The sequence below is a fragment of the Microbacterium sp. p3-SID336 genome, from assembly GCF_025143365.1.
GTDB lineage: Bacteria > Actinomycetota > Actinomycetes > Actinomycetales > Microbacteriaceae > Microbacterium.
The window spans coordinates 72,049-91,863 of sequence record NZ_JALXPE010000001.1 but is presented as its reverse complement, the minus strand read 5'-3'; the positions used below and the strand labels follow the sequence as shown (position 1 = coordinate 91,863).

At 68.9% G+C, this 19,815-nt stretch carries 16 protein-coding genes and 1 tRNA gene; 4 read left to right on the top strand and 13 right to left on the bottom strand.

Features of this window, described 5'->3' with window-relative positions; translation table 11 throughout:
- Window positions 1-53: 53 nt before the first annotated feature.
- Entirely contained in the window at window positions 54-545 is a 492-nt protein-coding gene (locus M3C17_RS00465; protein WP_259975632.1) for an HIRAN domain-containing protein, read from the top strand.
- A 974-nt stretch (window positions 546-1,519) separates the two neighbouring features.
- Here the strand turns inward: M3C17_RS00465 and M3C17_RS00460 are convergent.
- A complete protein-coding gene (locus M3C17_RS00460) occupies window positions 1,520-1,663 on the bottom strand; it encodes a hypothetical protein (protein WP_259975631.1) in 144 nt (47 codons plus the stop codon).
- Between the two features lie 322 nt (window positions 1,664-1,985).
- A complete protein-coding gene (locus tag M3C17_RS00455; protein ID WP_259975630.1) occupies window positions 1,986-2,552 on the bottom strand; it encodes a hypothetical protein in 567 nt (188 codons plus the stop codon).
- 205 nt (window positions 2,553-2,757) lie between these two features.
- Here M3C17_RS00455 and M3C17_RS00450 point away from each other — a divergent pair, with 205 nt between their 5' ends.
- Entirely contained in the window at window positions 2,758-3,441 is a 684-nt protein-coding gene (locus M3C17_RS00450; RefSeq protein WP_259975629.1) for a zf-TFIIB domain-containing protein, read from the top strand.
- A 32-nt stretch (window positions 3,442-3,473) separates the two neighbouring features.
- Here the strand turns inward: M3C17_RS00450 and M3C17_RS00445 are convergent, their stop codons facing one another.
- The 4 genes from M3C17_RS00445 to polA form a co-directional block, all read right to left on the bottom strand.
- Window positions 3,474-3,959 carry a hypothetical protein gene (locus M3C17_RS00445; RefSeq protein WP_259975628.1) on the bottom strand — a complete coding sequence of 162 codons (486 nt, stop codon included), beginning with the start codon at window positions 3,957-3,959 and terminating at the stop codon, window positions 3,474-3,476.
- 157 nt (window positions 3,960-4,116) lie between these two features.
- Complete coding sequence (locus M3C17_RS00440; RefSeq protein WP_259975627.1) at window positions 4,117-4,368, bottom strand: hypothetical protein; 252 nt, start codon at window positions 4,366-4,368, stop codon at window positions 4,117-4,119.
- Between the two features lie 125 nt (window positions 4,369-4,493).
- Window positions 4,494-6,170: a DUF885 domain-containing protein gene (locus M3C17_RS00435; protein WP_259975626.1), complete on the bottom strand. Its 1,677-nt coding sequence runs from the start codon at window positions 6,168-6,170 to the stop codon at window positions 4,494-4,496.
- Between the two features lie 72 nt (window positions 6,171-6,242).
- Window positions 6,243-8,876, bottom strand: a complete 2,634-nt coding sequence (gene polA, locus M3C17_RS00430) for a DNA polymerase I (protein WP_259975625.1) — start codon at window positions 8,874-8,876, stop codon at window positions 6,243-6,245.
- Window positions 8,877-8,921: 45 nt separating this feature from the next.
- On the opposite strand from polA, the gene M3C17_RS00425 reads away from it, so the two are divergent.
- Window positions 8,922-9,350, top strand: coding sequence for a hotdog fold thioesterase (locus tag M3C17_RS00425; RefSeq protein ID WP_259975624.1), 429 nt, complete (start codon window positions 8,922-8,924; stop codon window positions 9,348-9,350).
- Here M3C17_RS00425 and M3C17_RS00420 read toward each other — a convergent pair.
- Both M3C17_RS00420 and M3C17_RS00415 read right to left on the bottom strand, forming a co-directional pair.
- Complete coding sequence (locus tag M3C17_RS00420) at window positions 9,325-9,891, bottom strand: GNAT family N-acetyltransferase (protein ID WP_259975623.1); 567 nt, start codon at window positions 9,889-9,891, stop codon at window positions 9,325-9,327. The genes M3C17_RS00425 and M3C17_RS00420 overlap by 26 nt on opposite strands.
- Window positions 9,892-9,899: 8 nt before the next feature.
- Window positions 9,900-10,517, bottom strand: a complete 618-nt coding sequence (locus M3C17_RS00415) for an ANTAR domain-containing response regulator (RefSeq protein ID WP_025103469.1) — start codon at window positions 10,515-10,517, stop codon at window positions 9,900-9,902.
- Between the two features lie 100 nt (window positions 10,518-10,617).
- On the opposite strand from M3C17_RS00415, the gene M3C17_RS00410 reads away from it, so the two are divergent.
- A tRNA-Leu gene (locus M3C17_RS00410) sits at window positions 10,618-10,700 on the top strand.
- 49 nt (window positions 10,701-10,749) lie between these two features.
- Here M3C17_RS00410 and M3C17_RS00405 read toward each other — a convergent pair.
- The 5 genes from M3C17_RS00405 to gltB form a co-directional block, all read right to left on the bottom strand.
- Window positions 10,750-11,463 (bottom strand): triacylglycerol lipase, encoded by a 714-nt coding sequence (locus M3C17_RS00405; protein WP_259975622.1) that lies wholly within the window; start codon window positions 11,461-11,463, stop codon window positions 10,750-10,752.
- On the bottom strand, window positions 11,403-12,212 hold the full coding sequence (locus M3C17_RS00400; protein ID WP_259975621.1) for an alpha/beta fold hydrolase: 810 nt from the start codon (window positions 12,210-12,212) through the stop codon (window positions 11,403-11,405). The genes M3C17_RS00405 and M3C17_RS00400 overlap by 61 nt, the downstream gene beginning before the upstream one ends.
- 110 nt (window positions 12,213-12,322) lie before the next feature.
- Entirely contained in the window at window positions 12,323-13,771 is a 1,449-nt protein-coding gene (gene pyk / locus M3C17_RS00395; protein ID WP_259975620.1) for a pyruvate kinase, read from the bottom strand.
- A 58-nt stretch (window positions 13,772-13,829) separates the two neighbouring features.
- Entirely contained in the window at window positions 13,830-15,296 is a 1,467-nt protein-coding gene (locus tag M3C17_RS00390; RefSeq protein ID WP_259975619.1) for a glutamate synthase subunit beta, read from the bottom strand.
- On the bottom strand, window positions 15,289-19,812 hold the full coding sequence (gene gltB / locus M3C17_RS00385) for a glutamate synthase large subunit (RefSeq protein WP_259975693.1): 4,524 nt from the start codon (window positions 19,810-19,812) through the stop codon (window positions 15,289-15,291). The genes M3C17_RS00390 and gltB overlap by 8 nt, the downstream gene beginning before the upstream one ends.
- Between the last annotated feature and the right edge of the window lie 3 nt (window positions 19,813-19,815).

Here is a 19,815-nt window from a genome sequence, read left to right as displayed (position 1 = left end):
TCGGCATCGCGTCCGTGAGTCCAGGCGAGGCCCACGCACGACGTCCTCTCGACGTGACCTACCACGCGGAGCTTGTCAGTGCTCAGAATGAGGCATATGAGAGCCTCTACCTCTCCACGGAACGGCAAGCGGAGCTGCTCGCTCCCCGTGCCGATGGCCTACCTCCGCTACACCTCGTACGCCACGCTGGAGCACTATGGCTAGCCGAGGACACCACGGGCAAGCTCATCAACGTCGACAACCGCTATCTACGTCGGCTCGGTATCTTCGGGGTCAAGGTTCGCGGCACGCGCTACTACACCGGCAAGGCGAGCCTCGGGCCCGCCGGACTCGTGCGGGAACCTGATAACCCCCACGACCCCGATGCCGTGGCGATTCACGTCGGCGGAGAGATGCTCGGTCACTACAACAAGGGCATGGCCCGGGGCCTGGCGAAACGTCTTGACGCGGGCGAGCCCTTGCAAGCTGTGGTCATCTCGACCGACCCCGCGAAGGTCATCTCCGCCCCTTCCGACATACTCCGCCACCTGTACCGCACCTTCTGAGCCCCAAGGCCCCCACCTGGATTCCTCCGCGCGGTGGGGGCCTTTTACTGTTTTGGCGCGCCCCGACGTCTGAGCGTCGAGATAGCATCTGGCCATGCCTAACCAGGACCCCAAGACCGTCCACGTCTGGATGCCGGATGGCCGCTCGCTCTGCGATCGACGTGCGGAGTCCGGGCCCCGCTCGACCTTCCCGACGGTGGAAGAACATGAAGCGAACGAGAGGGCGACGGCGAACGCCCCGGCGTGCGGCGCTTGTATGCTCCTAGTCTCGTACCTGCGGACTCAGGCGACGGCGATCCTAGAAGAGCAACCATCGGTCTGGCCTTCGTCCGTCGGCGCTGCATGGGCCTCGCTGGATGGCACGAGATGGGCTCAACGCTTCGACCCGATCGAGCACAGCAAGACGCCAGGGCTAGACGACTACAGCCGCTTCGACGCGCTCCGCTTCGCCATCGACCCAGAGAAGGTACGACGCACTCTCGCGGCCAACGAAACTGTGCGAGGCCAACACGCCGCACACGTTCGCGCCCACTGGGAAGGCTGAACGTTGGGCATCCCGGGCCGCGCGACGGTCTCCCGCGCCGGATACCGCGAATACATCGCTTCGCGTGCATGGGCCGAGGTTCGCGCGCGCTACTGGGCATCCGCTCTCCCCAAGGGTTGCTACGTCTGCGATGCTCCTCGCAAACCGGGGATGCATCTGCACCACCGCACATACAAGAACCTGGGAGCGGAGCGCCTCATGGACCTTGTACCTGTCTGCCCGACGTGCCATGACCTCGTCCACCATGCTCATAGAGCCAACCCCGCCGCCGCCCGAAACGGCTTATGGGGAGCGACCAAGTACGTTCGCGCTCAGGTCCAACGGCAGAAGGTCCGGGGCCGCTGATTCAGACGGTCAGCGATTTCAACCACACGTCCGACACAGAAGGCCCCCGTACCGGATCATCTTCGGCCGGGGGCCTTGCGGCGTTTCAGCCGAGCGTGCGCTCGTCGTCTGTCTCGACGAGACGCGCGATGTCGTCGTCACTCGCCGGGGTGATCGTGCCGTCGGGGTGTCGCCACGAGTGGGACGGATCGGTCAGGCCAGCATCGGGCGTGGGGACCAAGTAGGTCATTGCGGCTCCTTGTCTCGGGAACGCGAATCGTTCCGCTCCGATCTACGCTAGGGGCGTTTTAGCGGCCTAATCCTGGCGTGAGCAGTCCATCCTCATCGTCGTCCGAGACTGCCCCGGCACGGCTGACCAGGACGGCGTCTCTGGAACGCTCGACTACTCCGACTCTCTCCAGTCACACTCATTCGCTTCCGGAGCGCCTAACCCCGTCCCCTTGGCGTGAGCGCCCCTAGACTCCGCGCCATGCTCAACACCGACGCTCTGACCATCGCCCGCCTTCTCATCGACGCACTCCCCGGACTCGCCACGCTCACCGGCATCTTGTTCAGCCACCGTTCTCGGCGGCGAGGGCGGCCTCGCCAGACGCCCGGGCACCATCTCGATGCTCCTGCATCCGGACGATGAACGCCGGAGAGTCGAGCTCTCCCGTTCGCCAACGCCGCACGTCGGCGGCGATTCGCCCGGCGCGCTCCATCTGCCAGAGCGTCACTGCCTGTTTCAGATCGAACGTTGCCGCCGCCAGGGCTTCGACTGGCGCTCTATCTCGCCGTCGCGTTGCCGCAAGACATGCGACCTCGGCGGCGGCCTGGAGATCGGCGTCCAGCGGGCCGCCGGGGGACGCTCGCCTCGCGTCTCGGCGCTGAGAGACCATCACCTGTTGATAGTGGGAGTCGTTCAGCGAGAACAGCTCGGACGTGTAAACGTCAAGCTCCGCCGCACGCCGCCCGAGCGCGGCGATGACCTCGGCGAGGGACGCGTCGACCCGTTCGACGTATCGCCCCGAACGCTCGACGCCTAGGACGATGAGCAAGCCGCCAACGCCGACGAAGGCGGCGATGATGGTACCCAGTATGCCCGCCCAGTCCCCTGCCGTCCAGCTATCCCAGATCATGCTCCGATGCTAGTGCTGGCCACCCCGCTCGATCACGCCGCGACAGACGCGACGATCGCCGCAGAGTCGGCGTCGCCAATCTCTCGGTGCACCTCGTCAACGAACCAGCCCGCCAAGTCAAGCACGCCCCCTAACCCAGAAGGCCCCCGCCCGGTTCCTCTCCGGCGCGAGGCCTTTCGGCGTCTACATCGTCCATCATGGACACATGCCTGTAGACGCCCAGAAGCTCGCAGTTCATCTCAGCGAGGGAAACACCCTGAGCGTCCTTGTCAAGGGACACCTCCGGGTTGAGCGATGCCTCAACCGCGCCATAGAACTCCGCGCCGACGATCCGAGCGCGCTCGCCACCGACCGGCTCACATTCGCAGTCAAGTTGCGGATCGCTCAGGCCTTCGGTGCTGTGACCTCCGAGCACGCCTCCGTCATCGCCTCACTCAACGCGATCCGGAACCGAGCCGCTCATCGCGTTGACTATGACCTCGTGGAGGACGAGCTCAACGGCCTCATCTCCGCCTTCCACGGCGGCGATGATGAGCCCGAGGTCCCGACTCCTGCCGACCGTCTCGGCTTCGCGTTCGCGCGGTTCATCGCCGTCCTCGACGCGGCCAACGTGCGCAACACCCCCGTTCGCGACACCCGGGAGCCCCTCATGCACCGCCGCTGGGTCAAGGCCCAAGCTCTTGAGAACGGAGCGACGGAGGAGGAAGCCGAGGAGGCCGCCAGCAAGGTCGAGGGAGTCCTTTTCACCCGCGGAGACTTCATCGACGGGCAGTACGCTCCTTCGACGCCGGAGGACCTCTGCCCGGCGTGTTTCGTCGAGCTCACGCCTACGGATACCGACGGAGGCCCACGCTGGCGTTGCCCTTCGTGCGGGAGCCTCAGGCTGTGAGCTCCTGCCGGATTTCCAGCGCATAGGTGGGGCTAGCGCCGCCCCAGACCCGGCAGGCCACCTGAGACGGGCCACACACTCCGCTTGACCTTGCCCTGCTTGCCTGACGGCTCGGCGCCGCCCTTACACCAGCGCCCGGAGGGGCGAGTGTGCGCGACCAGACCTGTCGGCGACATCTTCGACGGCAGGACGAGCGCATGGCATCTCGGGCACTCGACCCGGGACGCCGCCGTCCGACGCTTCTGCTCCAGCCGAGCCGCCTCTGCCTTCTCGCGGCTCTCCGCCGCTCGTGCCTTCTGAGCCGCTCTGGCCGCCGCCTTTTCGGCGTCCTCCGCCCGACGCTGGGCCGCGCGATTCGCCCGCACCTCGGCGGACTCCTTGTCGCGAACGCCGCCCGAGCTCGGCGTCTTCGTGTACGTGCAGGGCTCGCCGGGCGTTGCCTCGTGCGCCTCGACGTGGCCGCCCGACACGATGCGCGCTGACTGGCCGCACCTCGGGCATGCGAACGTCACCGCCATGTGAGCCTCCTCCCAGCGAGTCAAGAGACGCCGACGACGTGCCGCCGCACGCGCGACGGAGGCCCCGCCACGGCTGACCATGACGAGGCCCCTTGAACAGTCGACTACCCTGGCGTCAGGGCGGATGGGGCATCTAGGTCATGTTCGATCCGCCCGCCTAGGCGGCTTGAGCTTCGGGCCTCTCCGTGTCCGGGAGATGCGTCAGCATCGCCTCGAGCTCGTCCGCATCGAGACCACCGAGAGCCGGTCTCGCGAGCGTCAAGTCCACGAGGCTATCGACCCCGGCGACGACCAGCGCCTCCGAAACGATGGCGGCGCGCTCCGCCTCGAGCTCATCGAGCCATCGCCAGGCGGAGCTCCCTAGGAGCTCAGCGCCGTGCGCGGCGATGGCATCCGTGAGTGTCTGCATTGTCCTGGCCTCCTGAGTCGCGCCTATCGCGGCCCAGGAGTAGACAGTCGCGCACGTTTATACACGGTCAGAGCACAAAAGGAGCCTCGCGTGAGACTCCTTTCGCGTCTGCTCCGCTCCGGTGCTTACAGTTCCTTGAGCGCCCACCGGAGCGTGTCGAGTCCGACGCCTCCGAGGTCGAGAGCCCGCTTGTGGAAGTCCTTCTCCGAGAATGCATCGCCCATCTTCGCGGCGTAATCCTCCCTGGCAGATTCCCAGATGCGCTGCCCGACCTTGTACGACGGCGCTTGCCCCGGCCAGCCCAGGTAGCGGTTGACCTCGAACTGCACGAACTGGTCCGACATGTTCACGTTGCGGCGCATGAAGTCCAGCGCGTAGGCCGCATCCCACACCCCCTCGCCGTCGAGGCGCGGCTTGCCCAGGTGCACCCCGATGTCGAGCACGACTCGCGCAGCCCGCATCCGCTGGCCGTCCAGCATGCCCAGGCGGTCGGCCGGGTCGTCGAGGTAGCCGAGCTGCTCCATCAGCCGCTCGGCGTACAGCGCCCACCCCTCCGCATGACCCGAGGTGCCGGCCAGCAGCCGCCGCCACGAGTTGAGCTCGGCGCGGTTGTAGACGGCCTGAGCGATCTGCAGGTGATGACCCGGGACGCCCTCGTGGTACACCGTGGTGAGCTCCCGCCAGGTGTCGAACTCGGTGACGCCCTCGGGCACCGACCACCACATCCGGCCGGGGCGGGAGAAGTCGTCGGTGGGGCCCGTGTAGTAGATCCCGCCTTCCTGCGTCGGCGCGATCATGCACTCCAGCGTGCGGATGGCCTCCGGGATGTCGAAGTGTGAGGCGCCCAGCTCGGCGACCGCGCGGTCGCTCGTCTCCTGCATCCACCGCTGCAGCGCGTCCGTGCCCACGAGCTTGCGCGCCGGGTCGGCCTCGAGGTGCGCCACCGCCTCCTCGACCGAGGCGCCGGGGAGGATCTCGTTCGCGATGGCGGTCTGCTCGGCCACCATGCGGGCGAGCTCTTCGCGACCCCACTCGTACGTCTCGTCGAGGTCGATCGTGGCGCCCAGGAAGCGACGGGAGTTGAGGGCGTAGAGCTCGCGGCCGACCGCGTCGGTCTCCCCCGCCTCCGGCGCCAGCTCCTCCGCGAGGAAGCGGCGCAGTTCGCCGTAGGCGACACGGGCGGCGGCCGAGTTGTCGGCCAGGGCCCGAGCCAGCGACGCCGGCAGCTGCCCCTCCTTCGGGTCGGCGTGTGCGACGAACGCCGCGAAGAACCCGTCATCAGCGATGTAGCGGTCGATCTGCGTCGCGACTTCGGCCACCTGACGGCGGGCCGGCGTGACGCCCTCGGCGATGCCCGTGCGCAGCGTCTCGATGTAGCCGCGGAGGGCCGCGGGAACAGCGGACAGACGCGTGGAGATCACCTCCCAGTCCTCCGCGGTGTCCGTCGGCATGAGATCGAACGCCGCCCGGACGTCCTGTGCCGCCGAGGCGATCACGTTGAGGTCGCGCAGGTGCCACTTCGCCTCGTGCAGTTCGAGGTCCAGACGGAGCTCGGCGCTCAGATCGGTCTTCGTGACCTCGTCGATCGCATCCACCGGCTCCAGTGCCGACAGCTTGTCGAGGGTTGCCCGTGTGGCGGCGGCGATCTGCTCGTGCCCTTCCGGGCTCAGGTCGCCGAAGCGGTCGTTGACCTCGGTGCGACCGATGTAGGTCCCGAGAGTCGGCGCCAGGACGGCGATCGTGTCGACCCACTCATCGGCGACCTCGTCGATGGCGGAGGGGGTGCGGGGTGCGGAAGTCATAGCTTTCAGCCTATCCCCCGACCCCCGCCGCCACCGGGGTCTGTGTGCCACCCGGGTCAGGGTGTCACCCGGTCAGTGTGCCGCCTCGTTCCAGTCTCGGCCGCGTCCGACCTGGACATCCAGCGGCACGGACAGTTCGGCGGCATCGCCCATGCGACGGCGGACGATCTGCTCCACGCGGTCCCACTCCCCCGGAGCGACCTCCACCACGAGCTCGTCATGGATCTGCAGCAGCACGCGGGACCCGAGGTCTGCCTCGTGCAGGTCGTCGTGGATGTGGAACAGCGCGATCTTCATGATGTCGGCGGCGCTGCCCTGGATCGGAGCATTGAGCGCCGCGCGCTCTGCGTTCTCCCGCAGCACCCGGTTGGGGCTCGCCAGGTCGGGGAACGGGCGACGGCGGCCGAAGATGGTCTCGGTGTAGCCGACCTCCTTCGCCTTCATGACGGAGGCCCTGAGGTAGTCGCGCACGGCGCCGAAGCGGGCGAAGTACTCGATCATGAGCTGCTTCGCCTCGGACTGCTCGATACGCAGCTGCTTCGACAGGCCGAACGCGGAGAGCCCGTAGACCAGTCCGTACGACATGGCCTTGACCTTCGTGCGCATCGCGGGCGTCACGTCCGCCGGCTCGACGCCGAACACCCGGGCGCCCACGAAACGGTGCAGGTCCTCACCGCTGTTGAACGCTTCGATCAGGCCCTCGTCGCCCGACAGGTGCGCCATGATCCGCATCTCGATCTGCGAGTAGTCGGCCGTCAGCAGCGTCTCATAGCCCTCGCCGACCTCGAATGCGCTGCGGATGCGGCGGGACTCCTCCGTGCGCACCGGGATGTTCTGCAGGTTCGGGTCCGTGCTCGACAGACGCCCGGTCTGGCTCCCCGTCTGCACGTACGTGGTGTGCACGCGGTGGTCGGGGCCGATCGCCGTGTCGAGCGACTCGATGATCTGGCGCAGCTTGGTCGCCTCGCGGTGCTGCAGCAGCAGGCTGAGGAACGGGTGGGGGTGGGACTCCTGCAGGTCGGCGAGCACCGCCGCATCCGTGGAGTAGCCGGTCTTGGTCTTCCTCGTCTTCGGCAGCTGCAAGTCTTCGAAGAGAACCTCCTGCAGCTGCTTCGGCGAGCCCAGGTTGAACTCACGGCCGACGACGGAGAAGGCCTCCTGCGCCAGCACGTCGGCGCGTGCGGCCAGCTCACCCGAGAACGTGGAGAGCACCTCGTGCGAGACGGCGACGCCCGCGAGCTCCATGTCGGCCAGCGCGCGCAGCGTGGGCAGCTCGATGTCCCGCAGCACGGTGTCGACGGATTCGGGCAGGTCCGCGCGCAGCGCCTCGGCGACCCGTCGGACGAACCACGCCTCCTGCGAGGGGGTGGCACCCTCGGTCTCCGGTACCAGCTGCGAGGGGTCGGCCTCGGGCAGCTTCTCGCCCAGGTAGCGCTGGACGAGGTCGGACAGCGTCTTGTCGGGGAAGCTCGGGCGGAGCAGCCAGCCCGCGAGGCTGGTGTCGTAGACGAGGCCGCCCAGACGCACGCCGTGCCGCCGGAGTGCCTTCAGCTGGGGCTTCGCATCGTGCAGCGCCTTCGGCGCATCCGACTCGAGCCAGCCGCGCAGAACCTCGGCCGTGGCGTCGCTCCAGTCGAGTTCGCGCAGCTCGGAGGCGGTGGCGGCGCCGAGGCGCAGCGGCGCGCCCGACTGGAGGGTGAGGCGCAGCGCGACGTCGTCGGTCTGCGCGGAGGCCCAGGAGGCGAAGTCGGCCGCCGACACCTCGACGGGAACGGGCATCTCGACCACGGCAGCGGGGTCGTCGGCCACTTCACCCGCACCCACGGCCTCGAACACGCGCGGCAGCAGCGTGCGGAACTCGAGCCGCGCGAAGATGTCGCGCACGGCCTCCGCGTCGATCGGGGTGACGGCGAGATCGGCGGGAGCGACCGGCAGCTCGACATCCGTGAGGAGACGGTTGAGCTTGCGATTGCGGCGGACGTCCTCGATGTGCTCGCGGAGGTTGCCGCCCACGACGCCCTTGATCTCGTCGGCCCGCTCCAGCAGCTCGTCGAGCGAGCCGAACTGCGTGAGCCACTTGACCGCCGTCTTCTCGCCCACCTTCGGCACACCCGGCAGGTTGTCGCTGGTCTCGCCGACCAGTGCGGCGATGTCCGGATACTGCTCCGGGCGCACGCCGTAGCGCTCCTGCACCGTGGCCGGGTCGTAGCGCTTCAGCTGGGAAACGCCCTGCACGGACGGGTAGAGCAGCGTGACCTCGTCGTTCACGAGCTGGATGGTGTCGCGATCCCCCGAGACGACGAGCACGTCGTAGCCTTGCGCGGCTCCCTGGGTGGAGAGCGTGGCCAGGATGTCGTCGGCCTCGATGCCCTCCTGGGTGAGTACGGGGATGGACATGGCGGCCAGGCAGTCCTGCAGCAGCGGGATCTGCCCCTTGAACTCCTGCGGCGTCTCGGACCGCGTGGCCTTGTACTCCGGGTACTCGTCGGTGCGGAACGAGTGCCGGGACGTGTCGAAGGCGATGGCCATGTGCGTCGGCTGCTCGGCCTTGATGAGGTTGACCAGCATCGACAGGAAGCCGTAGATGGCGTTCGTGTGCTGGTTGTCCTTCGTCGTGAAGTTGTCGACAGGGAGCGCGAAGAATGCGCGGTAGGCGAGCGAATGGCCGTCGACGACCATGAGGGTAGGCTTTGCGGAGTCCGTCACCCTGTCAGCCTAACGAGGAGCACGGACACCCGCAGAGGAGGATGCATGAGCGAGGTCGCGACCAGCGAAGGGCTCGAGTGGGCGGCAGCCCGCGGTATGGGAGCACTGGCCGAGAAGATGGGCATGGAGTTCCTGGAGTTCGGCATCGACCGCTGCGTCGCCACCATGCCGGTGGAGGGGAACACCCAGCCGGTCGGCCTCATGCACGGCGGCGCCTACGTGGTGCTCGGCGAGTCCCTGGGCTCCATGGCTGCGAACCTGCACGCCGGCGCCGGCCGGATCGCCGTCGGCGTGGACATCAACGCGACGCACACCCGCTCCGCCACCTCCGGCATCGTGACCGGCGTGTGCACTCCGGTGCACCTCGGCCGGAGCATCACCGTGCACGAGATCGTCGTGACGGACGATCAGGGGCGTCGCTGTTCCACGATCCGCATCACCAACATGATCAAGGACGCTCCCGCCGGGCGCTGAGCGGCTCCTCCAGCAGCAGCTGGAACAGCAGGTGGTCCTGCCACTCCCCCGCGATGCGCAGGTAGCGGGGCGCGAGCCCGATGCGCTCGAAGCCGAGACCGGCGAGCACGCGCTGCGACGCCACGTTGCCCAGGAGTGTCGATGCCTGCAGCCGATGAAGGCCGAGGTCGTGCTGCGCGAGGTCGGCGACCGCGGCCACCGCGCGTCGGGCGAGCCCCCGCCGGGTGCGAGCCGCGTCGATCCAGTAGCCGAGATCGGCACTCCAGAACGCGCCCCGCACGATGTTGTTCAGGTTCACGCGGCCGCGGATCGCCTCGTCCTCTTCGGAGACCACCACGAACCGCGCACTCCGTCCCGCCTCGGCCTCGGCCACGCACTGAGCCGCGAGGCGCTCCTGCCAGGCGTCGGTGAAGAAGACGTCATCCCGCAACGGCTCCCACGGCGCGAGGTGCGCACGATTGGCACGGTAGGCCGCGGCGAGGCCCGGCCCGTCTCCTGCGCGCACCGGCCGCAGCACGTGGTCTGCGTCGAGCCGGAGCACGGGAGCCGCTACTTCTTGGGCGCGAGCTGCTCGATGATCGCCTTGGCCACATCCTGCATCGTGAGGCGGCGGTCCATCGACGCCTTCTGGATCCAGCGGAAGGCCTCGGGCTCGCTCAGCCCCATCTTCTCGTTGAGGAGGCCCTTCGCGCGGTCGACCAGCTTGCGGGTCTCGAAGCGCTCGACCATATCGGCGACCTCGGCCTCGAGCGTGATGATCTGCTCGTGGCGGGCCAGCGCGATCTCGATCGCGGGGAGGAGGTCGTTCGGGGTGAACGGCTTCACGACGTAGGCCAGTGCCCCCGCCTCGCTCGCCCGCTCCACGAGCTCCTTCTGGCTGAACGCGGTGAGCAGCACGACGGGAGCGATGTTGCCCTTGTGCAGCTTCTCGGCCGCGCTGATGCCGTCGAGCTGGGGCATCTTCACGTCCATGATGACGAGGTCGGGACGCAGCTCGGTCGCGAGGGCGACAGCGGTCTCCCCGTCGCCGGCCTCTCCGACGACATCGAAGCCGTTGTCGCGGAGGATCTCGACGATGTCGAGACGGATCAGCGACTCGTCTTCGGCGACGACGACGCGTCGGGGTGCGGATGCCGTGGGCTGCTCAGCCTGTTCTTGCTCGGTCACCCCACCATCCTAACGGAGAGGTCCCCACCGCCGGTCGAGGGGCGCCCCTGCGCGGGGAACTGGCCGTGCGCTGCGCTACAGTCGTAGTCGCGACACACGAGCCGGCGTGGCGGAATGGCAGACGCGGAGCACTCAAAATGCTTTGTCCGAGAGGGCGTGTGGGTTCGAGTCCCACCGCCGGCACCCCGTGGCGAGCGACGGGTTCCGTCCCTCGCCTCCCCGCTCTCTGCCGTCAGCTCTCCGCGAGGACAGCGAGCTCTGCCAGCACGCGCGGGTGCGCGAGGATCCGGAAGTGGCCGCCCGTGCCGAGCACCACGTTCTTCGCGCCCGGCAGCTCGCTCCCCTCCGGGATGTGCGGATCGAACTCGGCGTACACCGACACGATCCGCGCGTTCACCTCGATCTCGCGCGCCAGAGCCACGATCGACGGATCGTCCGGCGCGAAGGCCCGCAGCACCCTGCCCGGCATCCGTCGCGCATAGCGCGAGCCGCCGAACGGCGTCGCCACCGCGAGCATCGAGCGGATCCGCCACCCCTCCGCGGCCGTCATCGCGAGCTTGCCGGCGAGTCCGCCCTTGCTGTGCGCGACGAGGATCACGCCCGACAGGTCGCGCTCCCGCAGGAACGCCGCGATCTGCTGCGCCTCGTCCACCACGGGGAAGCGATTGCGGCGGAGGGCGTCCACGACGTACACGGGGTGCCCGCGGTCGTGGAGTGCCACGACCAGCGGCTCGAGGAAGCGCCACGTCTCGTACACGCCGGCCAGCACCACGATGGGGACACCCGCACCCGTGGCGAAGCCCGCGGGGTCGGAGCGCCCGAAGAACGACCGGACCTGCCAGAACCCCGCGTACGCGTAGTCGGCGGCCCACCACCCGAGTCGCTTCAGGGCGTCGATGGCACACTCCCTCCCCTGGACTGCTCCGCACCGGTCCGCGTCGGCCACGGTCCTGCCGTGTGCACGAGGATCGCATCCGCGACAGCCCGAGGCGCCGACTGCTGCACCACGTGATGACGGCCGGGGACTTCGACGAGTCGCGCGACCGTTGCGGCATCCCGGAGCCGGCGACACCACGCTCGACCCGCCACGGGATCCGCGCCTCCGCGGAGCACGAGCACGGGCACCGCGAGCAGCGCGATGCGCTCCTCGAGCGGATACGCAATCATGTGCCGCGCCTGCCGCAGGTACCAGCGGACCCCGCAGCGCAGGTAGTCGGTGAAGACGATCGCGTTGATCGCCGGAGTCTCGCCCAGGGTGTCCACCGCGAGTGCTCGCGCCTGCGCGGTGAGAGTGCGATGCCGGGCGTCGACCACCGGCCCGATCGGGACGACAGCACGGACCAGCTCCGGATGCTGCAGCGCCGTCTCCACCGCCCACTGCGCCCCCATCGAGTGGCCGACCAGCACGACGCGATCGTCGCCGAGGGTGGCGATCACGGCCCCGAGGGCACGGCTCATCCGCTCCACCGACAGGTCGTACGGCGGTTTCGGCAGTCCGCCGAAACCAGGGAGGTCGATCGAGACGACGCGGGTGTGCTCCGCGAGCACCGCGTGGAGCCGGGAGAGATAGCGGTGCGACATCCCGATCCCGTGGACCAGCACGACAGTCGGCCCGGAATCGCCGGACGGGCGCGGGGTGTCGAGCACGCGGAAGGTCAGCCCCGAGGTGAGGACCAGACGGCGACGGGAGACCATGCTGCACACGCTAGCCCCGAGGCGACGCCCGGAGCAGAGGGTTGACGTGAGGGCGCCCCATGCGAGAAGGGGTGGAGCCGAAGCCCCACCCCCTCTCGGAACGCTCTGCGTCAGACGCCGGCCTTGTAGATCGGCGCGGCGCCGCGCATGGCGTCGCCGACCTTGTGCACGCGCAGGTCGTTGGTCGAACCCACGATGCCGGGAGGAGAACCGGAGATCACGACCACCTTGTCGCCCTCGACGGCCAGTCCGTTCTCCAGCAGGTACTCGTCGACCTGGTGGTACATCAGGTCGGTGTGCTGCACCATGTCCACGAGCGTCGAGCGAAGGCCCCACGTCAGCGCCATGCGGCGGCGGATGCTCGGCTCCGGCGTGAACGCCAGCATCGGGATGCGCGAACGCAGACGCGAGAGGCGGCGGGCGGAGTCACCGGACTGCGTGAAGACGCACAGGAACTTGGCGTCGACGAACTCGGCCACCTCGAGCGCGGCGAGAGTGATCGCCCCACCCTGCGTGCGCGGCTTCGTGGTGAGCGGCAGGATGCGCTCCAGGCCGTGCTCCTCGGTCGACTCGATGATCCGCGCCATGGTCTCCACGACCACGACCGGGTAGTCACCCACACTGGTCTCACCGGAGAGCATCACCGCGTCGGCGCCGTCGAGGACGGCGTTCGCGACGTCGGAGGTCTCGGCGCGCGTCGGAACGGGGCTGTTGATCATCGACTCCAGCATCTGGGTCGCCACGATCACGGGCTTCGCGTTGCGACGGGCGAGCTCCACCGCGCGCTTCTGCACGATCGGGACGGCCTCCAACGGCAGCTCGACGCCGAGGTCGCCGCGGGCGACCATGATGCCGTCGAACGCGTCGACGATCTCCTCCAGCGCGTCGACCGCCTGCGGCTTCTCGATCTTGGCGATCACGGGGACGCGCACGCCCTCCTCCGCCATGATCTCGTGCACGCGGGTGACGTCGGCGGCGTTGCGCACGAACGACAGCGCGATGAGGTCGGCGCCGGTGCGCAGACCCCAGCGGAGGTCGTCCTCGTCCTTCTCGCTCAGAGCAGGGACGTTCACGGCGACGCCGGGCAGGTTGATGCCCTTGTTGTTCGACACCGCTCCCGCGACGACGACGCGCGTAGTGACCGTCACGCCGTCGGTCTCGACCACCTCGACACGGACCTTGCCGTCGTCGATCAGCAGGAAGTCGCCGGGCTTGACGTCGTTCGGCAGGCCCTTGAAGGTGGTGCCGCAGATCTCCCTGTTGCCGATGATGTCCTCGGTGGTGATCTTGAAGATGTCGCCCTTGGCGAGCTCGTACGGCCCGTCCTCGAACCGTCCGAGGCGGATCTTCGGACCCTGCAGGTCGACCAGGATCGCCACGGCGCGACCGGAGTCCTCCGCGGCGCGACGCACGTTCGCGTAGTTGTTCTCATGCACGGAGTAGTCGCCGTGGCTGAGGTTCAGTCGGGCCACGTCCACACCGGCGTCGATCAGTGCACGCACCGTCTCATACGTGGAAGTGGCGGGGCCCAGGGTGGCGACGATTTTCGCGCGTCTCAATGAACTCTCCAGAATAGAAGTGGGGGATGAACGTTCGGGCGACGATGCCTGCCCCAGCCTACGCGGGCTGGAGTCCGATCGCGACATCGCTCGGTCGCACCGGCTCGGGAAGCACGGTGGTCCCCATGAGGAAGCGGTCGACGTTCGCGGCCGCCGCACGGCCCTCCGCGATCGCCCACACGATCAGCGACTGCCCGCGACCGGCGTCACCGGCCACGAAGACGCCCGGGATGGAGGACTCGTAGCTGCCGTCGCGCTGGAACGCCCCGCGGTCGGTCACCTGCGGACGGGTGTCCTCCGTATAGCCGTCCTGCTCGGGACCGGTGAAGCCCATCGCGATCAGCACCAGATCGGCGGGGATCTCCCGCTCCGTGCCGCTCTTGGGCACGCGCCGGCCGTCGAGGTACTCGGTCTCGGCCACGCGCAGCGCCCGCACCTCCCCCACCTCGTTCGAGAGGAACTCCACGGTCGACGCCAGGAACACCCGCTCGCCGCCCTCCTCGTGCGCGGACGACACCTCGAACAGGGTCGGCATCATCGGCCACGGCTGGTGGTCCGGCCGCGTAGTGCCCGGCTGCGTGCCGATCGCGAGGTTGGTGACGCTGAGGGCGCCCTGACGGTGCGCGGTGCCGATGCAGTCCGCACCGGTGTCGCCACCGCCGATCACGATCACGTGCTTGCCCTCGGCGGTGATCTGGTCGGCGACCTTGTCGCCCGCGACGGCGTGGTTGGACTCCACGAGGTACTCCATCGCGAAGTGCACGCCGTCGAGGTCGCGGCCGGGAATGGGCAGGTCACGGGGCACGGTGGCGCCGGTCGCGATCACGACCGCGTCGTACCTTGCCCTGAGGTCCGCCCAGGAGATGTCCTTGCCGATCTCGACGCCGGCGCGGAACCTCGTCCCCTCCTCCTGCATCTGGCGCAGACGGGTCTCCAGCTGGGACTTCTCCATCTTGAAGTCGGGGATGCCGTAGCGCAGCAGCCCGCCGATCCGGTCATCGCGCTCGAAGACGGCGACTGTGTGCCCCGCGCGGGTCAGCTGCTGCGCGGCCGCGAGGCCCGCAGGACCCGATCCGACCACGGCGACGGTCTTGCCGGTCAGACGCTCCGGCGGCTCCGGCTCGACCCAGCCCTTCGCGAAGGCCTCGTCGATGATGGAGACCTCGATCTGCTTGATCGTCACGGCCGGCTGGTTGATGCCGAGCACACACGAGCTCTCGCAGGGCGCAGGGCACAGCCGTCCGGTGAACTCCGGGAAGTTGTTCGTGGCGTGCAGGCGCTCGATCGCCGCGCGACCCTCGCCGCGCCACGTCAGGTCGTTCCACTCCGGGATGAGGTTGCCCAGTGGGCAGCCCGAGTGGCAGAACGGCACGCCGCAGTCCATGCAGCGACCGGCCTGGCGACGCAGCACCGCCTTGTCACCGGGTTCGTAGACCTCTTTCCAGTCCATGATGCGCACCGGCACCGGACGGCGTGCGGGGAGTTCCCGCTCGGTCACCTTCAGAAAGCCTTTGGGATCAGCCACCGGTCACCTCCAGGATGCGGTTCCAGACGATGTCGCCGTCGGGGTCGATCCCCTCGGCCAGTGCCTCCTCGCGCATGCTCCGCACGGCGGCGAAGTCACGCGGGAGCACCTTCACGAACTCGGCCGCGGCGGCGTCGAAGTCCTCCAGCAGAGCCGCGGCGCGCGGAGAGGCCGTGCGCTCGACATGCTCGACGAGCAGCCCGCGCAGCACCTCCAGATCGGCGCGGTCGAGCGGTTCGAGGCGAAGCTCACCGCTGCCGAGCGACTGCGCGTTGACCTTCGCCGTGTCGAGCGCGTGCACATAGGCGACGCCGCCCGACATCCCGGCTCCGAGGTTGCGCCCCGTCGGACCGAGGATCACGGCAAGTCCGCCGGTCATGTACTCGAGAGCGTGGTCGCCGACGCCCTCGACGACCGCCGTGGCTCCGGAATTGCGCACCAGGAACCGCTCTCCCACCACGCCCGAGATGAACATGGTGCCCGAGGTCGCGCCGTAGCCGATCACATTGCCCGCGATCACGTTCTCGTGCGGGGCGATCGACGACGCCCGCGGCGGGCGGATCGTGATGTCGCCGCCGGACAGGCCCTTGCCGACGTAGTCGTTCGCGTCGCCTTCGAGCCGCAGGATGATCCCCGGCGGAAGGAACGCGCCGAGCGACTGCCCCGCCGTGCCCGTGAGGGTGACGTCGATGGTCTCCTTCGGCAGCCCGGTGGCGCCGTGGCGCGAGGTCACCTGATGGCCGAGCATGGTGCCGACCGCGCGCTCGGTGTTCGCTATGGGCAGCTCGACCACGACGGGTTCGCCGTTGAGCAGCGCGTTCTTCGCGATGTCGATCAGCTGCACGTCGAAGTGCTTGTCGAGCTCGTGGTCCTGGGTGCGGCCGCTGCGGCGCGGCTCGCCCGCCGGGAACGCCGGGCCCTCCAGCACGGGACTGAGGTCGAGCCCCTCCGCCTTCCAGTGCGCGATGGCCGCGTTGGTCTCCAGCAGCTCGGTGCGGCCGACGATCTCGTCGAGGGAACGGTAGCCCAGCTCGGCGAGCAGCTCACGCACCTCCTCCGCGATGAACTCCATGAAGTTCACCACGAACTCCGGCTTGCCCGTGAAGCGGTCACGGAGCACAGGGTTCTGCGTCGCGACGCCCACCGGGCAGGTGTCCAGGTGGCAGACGCGCATCATGATGCAGCCGCTCACCACGAGGGGGGCGGTCGCGAAGCCGAACTCCTCCGCGCCGAGCAGCGCGCCGATGATGACGTCGCGGCCGGTCTTCAGCTGGCCGTCGACCTGCACGACCACGCGGTCGCGCATGCCGTTGAGCATCAGCGTCTGCTGCGTCTCGGCCAGGCCCAGCTCCCACGGGGTGCCCGCATGCTTGAGCGAGTTCAGCGGGCTCGCGCCCGTCCCGCCGTCGTGCCCCGACACGAGGATCACGTCGCTGAGGGCCTTCGCCACACCGGCCGAGACCGCGCCGATGCCCGACTGGCTGACCAGCTTCGTGTGGATGCGCGCCTCGGGGTTCGCCCGCTTCAGGTCGAAGATGAGCTGCTTGAGGTCCTCGATCGAGTAGATGTCGTGGTGCGGCGGCGGGGAGATCAGGCCCACACCGGCCGTCGCGTGCCGGGTGCGGGCGACCCACGGGTACACCTTCGTCGGCGGGAGCTGACCGCCCTCTCCGGGCTTGGCGCCCTGGGCGAGCTTGATCTGGATGTCGTCCGCCTCGGTGAGGTACAGGCTCGTCACGCCGAAGCGCCCCGAGGCGACCTGCTTGATCGCGCTGCGACGCTCGGGGTCGACGAGCCGATCCGGATCCTCGCCGCCCTCACCCGTGTTCGACTTCGCGCCGATCCGGTTCATGGCGATCGCCAGGGTCTCGTGCGCCTCCTTGGAGATGGAGCCGTAGCTCATCGCGCCCGTCGAGAAGCGCTTCACGATCGCGGACACCGGCTCGACCTCGTCCAGCGGAACCGGCTTGCGGGTGCCGGTGCGCAGCGTGAACAGCCCGCGCAGCGTCTTGAGCTCCGCGGCCTGGTCATCGACGAGCTTCGTGTACTCGCGGAAGATGTCGTAGCGGCGCGTGCGCGTGGAGTGCTGCAGCTTGAACACCGTCTCGGGGTTGAACAGGTGCGGCGAGCCGTCGCGACGCCACTGGTACTCGCCGCCGGTCCACAGCCGCTCGTGCGCCCTGGCCGCAGCGTCCTCCGGGTAGGCGTAGTCGTGGCGGGCCTGGTTCTCGGCGAAGATCTCCTCGATGCCGATGCCGCCGAGCTTCGACTCGGTGCGGGTGAAGTAGGAGTCGATGAACTCCTGGCTGAGCCCGACCGCCTCGAACACCTGGGCGCCCGCATAGGACGACACCGTCGAGATGCCCATCTTCGACATGATCTTCAGCACACCCTTGCCGAGCGCGTAGATCAGGTTCTTGACGGCCTTCTCCGGCGTGATGCCGGTGATGTAGCCCGTGCGCACCAGGTGCTCGACGGTCTCCATGGCGAGGTACGGGTTGATCGCCGAGGCGCCGTAGCCGATGAGGGTGGCGACGTGGTGCACCTCGCGCACGTCTCCGGCCTCGACGATCAGGCCGACCTTCATCCGGTTCTCGCGACGGATGAGGTGGTGGTGGATGGCCGACACCATGAGCAGCGACGGGATCGGGGTGAGGTCTTTATTCGAGTCGCGGTCGGACAGGATGATGAACTCGGCCCCGTTCGCGATGGCCTCGTCGACCTCGGCGCACATCTCCGTCAGGCGCTCCGCGAGCGTGTGGGGGCCGGCGTCGAAGTGGTACAGACCGCGGATCGTGGCGCTCGAGCGCCCGGGCAGGGCCTTGTCGATGTGCCGGATCTTCGCGAGCTCGTCGTTGTCGATCACCGGGAAGTCCAGCGACACCGTACGCGTGTGCTCGGGACCCCAGCTGAGCAGGTTGACCTCGGGACCGAGGCCGAGCTTGAGGCTCGTGACGACCTCTTCGCGGATGGAGTCCAGCGGCGGATTCGTGACCTGCGCGAACTGCTGGGTGAAGTAGTCGAACAGCAGGCGAGGCCGCTTGCTGAGTACCGCGATCGGGGTGTCCGAGCCCATGGCACCCAGCGGCTCCACGCCCGTCTGACCCATGGGCGTGAGGAGGATCCGCACCTCCTCCTCGGTGTAGCCGAACGTGCGCTGGCGTCGGGTGATCGACGCCGGCGGGTGCACGATGTGCTCGCGCTCGGGAAGGTCGGCCAGGCGGACGGCGCCCGCGTCGAGCCACTCCTGCCACGGGTGCAGCGTCGCGAGGTCGTGCTTGATCTCCTCGTCCTCCACGATGCGCTGCTCGGCGGTGTCGACGAGGAACATCTTGCCGGGCTGCAGGCGGCCGCGGCGCTTGATGCGCTCGGGCTCGAAGTGCAGCACGCCGGTCTCGGAGCCGATCACCACGAGGCCGTCGGTCGTCTCGGTCCATCGACCGGGGCGGAGTCCGTTGCGGTCGAGCGTCGCGCCGACCAGGGTGCCGTCCGTGAAGATGAGGGCGGCCGGGCCGTCCCACGGCTCCATCTGATTCGCGTGGTACTCGTAGAACGCGCGCAGCTCCGGCGAGATGTCGGCCTGCTTCTCGTACGCCTCGGGCACCATCATCATGATGGCGTGCGGCAGGCTGCGCCCGGTCAGCGTCAGCAGCTCCAGCACCTCGTCGAAGGACGCCGAGTCGCTCGCGCCGTCGGTGCAGATCGGCAGCAGCGGGGCGATGTCCCCCAGCAGCTCGGACTCCAGCTGCGACTGCCGGGCGCGCATCCAGTTGCGGTTCCCGCCGACGGTGTTGATCTCGCCGTTGTGTGCGAGCATGCGCAGCGGCTGCGCGAGCGGCCAGGACGGGAACGTGTTGGTCGAGTAGCGCGAGTGCACGACCGCGAGCTCGGAGGCGAAGCGCTCGTCCTGCAGGTCGGGGTAGAACGGCTCCAGCTGCAGCGTCGTGACCATGCCCTTGTAGCCGAGCGTGCGGCTGGACAGGGACACGAAGTAGGCGCCCAGCTCATGCCCGGCGCGCTTGCGCAGGCGATAGGCGACGCGGTCGAGGGCGATGCCGGTGAGCGGCGCGTCGGCGTGCGTGGCCCCGCCGGCGCTCACGAAGAGCTGCTCGAACGCGGGGCGGGCCTCATCGGCCAGCTTGCCGAGGTTCTCGTTCGCGGTGGGGACCTCGCGCCAGCCCAGGACCCGGAGTCCCTCGGCGCGGGCGATCTGCTCGATGCCTGCCTTCTGCTGGCGGCGCTCGCTCGAATCGCGAGGCAGGAAGGCCAGTCCGGCGGCGTACTCCCCCACGGGCGGCAGTTCGAAGCCGGTGACCGCGCGGAGGAAGGCGTCCGGCATCTGGGTGAGGATGCCGGCCCCGTCTCCTGTGCCCGCGTCCGAGCCGATGGCCCCGCGGTGCTCCAGGTTGCGCAGGGCCTCGAGGGCCAGCGCGATGATGTCGTGCCCGGCTTCGCCGCGCAGCGTTGCGACCATGGCCAGGCCGCAGGCGTCCTTCTCGAACGCCGGGTTGTACATGCC

What these genes read in the sequence shown, in the direction of transcription:
- M3C17_RS00435 (WP_259975626.1), bottom strand. Translation starts at nt 6,170, where the DNA reads ATGACTTCCGCACCCCGCACCCCCTCCGCCATCGACGAGGTCGCCGAT.
- M3C17_RS00450 (WP_259975629.1), top strand. Translation starts at nt 2,758, where the DNA reads ATGCCTGTAGACGCCCAGAAGCTCGCAGTTCATCTCAGCGAGGGAAAC.
- M3C17_RS00425 (WP_259975624.1), top strand. Translation starts at nt 8,922, where the DNA reads ATGAGCGAGGTCGCGACCAGCGAAGGGCTCGAGTGGGCGGCAGCCCGC.
- M3C17_RS00440 (WP_259975627.1), bottom strand. Translation starts at nt 4,368, where the DNA reads ATGCAGACACTCACGGATGCCATCGCCGCGCACGGCGCTGAGCTCCTA.
- M3C17_RS00455 (WP_259975630.1), bottom strand. Translation starts at nt 2,552, where the DNA reads ATGATCTGGGATAGCTGGACGGCAGGGGACTGGGCGGGCATACTGGGT.
- gltB (WP_259975693.1), bottom strand. Translation starts at nt 19,812, where the DNA reads ATGTACAACCCGGCGTTCGAGAAGGACGCCTGCGGCCTGGCCATGGTC.
- M3C17_RS00400 (WP_259975621.1), bottom strand. Translation starts at nt 12,212, where the DNA reads ATGGTCTCCCGTCGCCGTCTGGTCCTCACCTCGGGGCTGACCTTCCGC.
- M3C17_RS00445 (WP_259975628.1), bottom strand. Translation starts at nt 3,959, where the DNA reads ATGGCGGTGACGTTCGCATGCCCGAGGTGCGGCCAGTCAGCGCGCATC.
- M3C17_RS00460 (WP_259975631.1), bottom strand. Translation starts at nt 1,663, where the DNA reads ATGACCTACTTGGTCCCCACGCCCGATGCTGGCCTGACCGATCCGTCC.